Origin of the sequence: Salinibacterium sp. (assembly GCF_031364185.1) — a bacterium.
In the GTDB taxonomy this organism is placed as follows: domain Bacteria; phylum Actinomycetota; class Actinomycetes; order Actinomycetales; family Microbacteriaceae; genus Rhodoglobus.
Map to the genome: position 1 here is coordinate 1 of NZ_JANLVV010000279.1, position 2,036 is coordinate 2,036.

The window sequence follows — 2,036 nt, forward strand, 5'->3', positions numbered from 1 at the left end:
GGTCGATCGGCCTCGTGCCCGATCGCGCTCACCAACGGCGTCGACAGCGCCGCCGCCGCACGCAGCAACGCCTCATCGCTGAAGACGAGCAGATTCTGGAAGTCGCCGCCGCCCCGCGCGACGATGATCACGTCAACCTCCGGATCGGCATCCAGTATTCGCAGCGCGGAGATGACCTCTCCGACCGCGCGATCACCCTGGACGGCAGCGTGTACAACCCTGAAGGTGACGGCGGGCCAGCGCAGTTGGGCGTTCCGCAGCACATCCTTCTCGGCGTCGCTGTCTTTTCCCGTGACGAGCCCGATGCAGCCGGGGAGGAAGGGCAGCGGCCGACGACGGCTGAACAGCCCCTCCGCGGAGAGCTTCTGGCGCAGCCGCTCGAGTTTTTCGAGCAGGTCGCCGAGGCCGACATGTTTCATGTCGAAAACCTGCATCGACAGCGTTCCGCCCTTGATCCAGTAATTCGGCTTGACCAGCGCAACGACGCGATCGCCCTGCTTCAGGTCATCCGGAAGCTTCGATGTCACTGACGACCAGATGGTGAACGAGATGGTCGCGTCTTCGTCGACGTCTTTCAGCTTGCCGTACACATTCCCGCCGGACCTGCCCCACTGGGCAATCTCACCCTCGACCCAGGCCATGCCGAGCCGTTCGATCCAGCCGCGAATCTTGCCGGCGAATAGTGCCACACCCCAGGGGGCGTCGGCAGTGGGCGGGGGTACCTCGATCGACATGCTGCCAAGGGTAGCTCGCGCTGCCGACGCCCGACGTTTTCCAGCAGCCCACCGGTAGAATCGAACGTGTGACCACCATCTCGAACGGCAACATCTCAGATCTCGAGATGCCACGCGTTCCCGCGCTGCGCAATCGCCTGTCGAACAGGCCCGTGGCGGGCTCGAAGCGAGTGTTGCTGGCGGCACCCCGAGGATATTGCGCCGGCGTTGATCGTGCCGTCATTGCGGTAGAGAAGGCCCTCGAGAATTTCGGGGCCCCCGTGTATGTGCGCAAGCAGATCGTGCACAACATCCACGTCGTGTCGACCCTGGAACAGAAGGGTGCCATCTTCGTCGATGATGTCACCGAGGTGCCGTTCGGTTCACACGTGGTGTTCAGCGCCCACGGCGTCTCGCCCGCCGTCGTGCAGGGTGCTGCCGATCGCGAGCTGCAGACGATCGATGCGACCTGCCCGCTGGTCACGAAGGTGCACAGGGAGGCGACCAGGTTCGCCCGGGATGACTTCGAAATTCTTCTGATTGGTCATACCGGCCACGAGGAGGTCGAGGGCACGATGGGTCATGCGCCCGAGCGCACCACCCTCGTGACGGGCCCGGCCGATGTGCCGAACGTCGTCGTGCACAACCCCGATCACCTGGTCTGGCTTTCGCAGACCACCCTCAGCGTCGACGAGACAATGGAGACGGTGCGTCTGCTGCGCGAGCGCTTCCCGAATCTGCAGGACCCCCCCAGCGACGACATCTGCTACGCCACCCAGAATCGCCAGGTCGCTATCAAGAAGGTGGCACAGGATGCCGAACTCGTGATCGTCGTGGGCAGTGCCAATAGCTCCAATACGGTCCGGCTGGTGGATGTGGCACTCGAGTATGGCGCCAGGGCCGCGTATCGCGTCGACTACGCCAGCGAGATCAGGCAGGAGTGGCTCGACGGGGTGGCCACGGTCGGCGTCACCAGCGGGGCATCCGTGCCCGAAGTGCTGGTGCAGGAGGTGCTGGATGACCTCGCCGACGCTGGTTATGGGGACGTCAGCCAGGTGGTCACGGCAGAGGAGGACCTAATGTTCTCGCTGCCGAAGGAGCTGCGCAAAGACGCCGCCGCCGGCAACCAGGATGAGCGCGCACTCGGCGGCCGCATCCGCCAACTCGACTGGCAGAAAGGCCCAGCCGGGTCAACCGGTGGCTCACCGACTTCTCCCGTCGATCATGACTGACGATCGACCGAGGCCGCAATACGGCGAGTACGCGCCGGTTGGTCTGCCGGCTCCGGCCCCGCTCGATCAGGCGACGGTCACGCCAACCCAG

General features: G+C 64.8%; 2 protein-coding genes. One reads left to right on the forward strand and one right to left on the reverse strand.

The window, feature by feature from the left end; genetic code table 11:
- The coding region (gene xseA / locus RMN95_RS12150; protein WP_309617172.1) for an exodeoxyribonuclease VII large subunit at positions 1 to 734 on the reverse strand (734 nt) is incomplete at its 3' end.
- 107 nt (positions 735 to 841) lie between these two features.
- Between xseA and RMN95_RS12155 the strand changes: the two genes are divergently transcribed.
- On the forward strand, positions 842 to 1,945 hold the full coding sequence (locus RMN95_RS12155) for a 4-hydroxy-3-methylbut-2-enyl diphosphate reductase (protein ID WP_309617173.1): 1,104 nt from the start codon (positions 842 to 844) through the stop codon (positions 1,943 to 1,945).
- The last annotated feature ends 91 nt before the right edge of the window (positions 1,946 to 2,036 follow it).

What these genes read in the sequence shown, in the direction of transcription:
- RMN95_RS12155 (WP_309617173.1), top strand. Translation starts at nt 842, where the DNA reads ATGCCACGCGTTCCCGCGCTGCGCAATCGCCTGTCGAACAGGCCCGTG.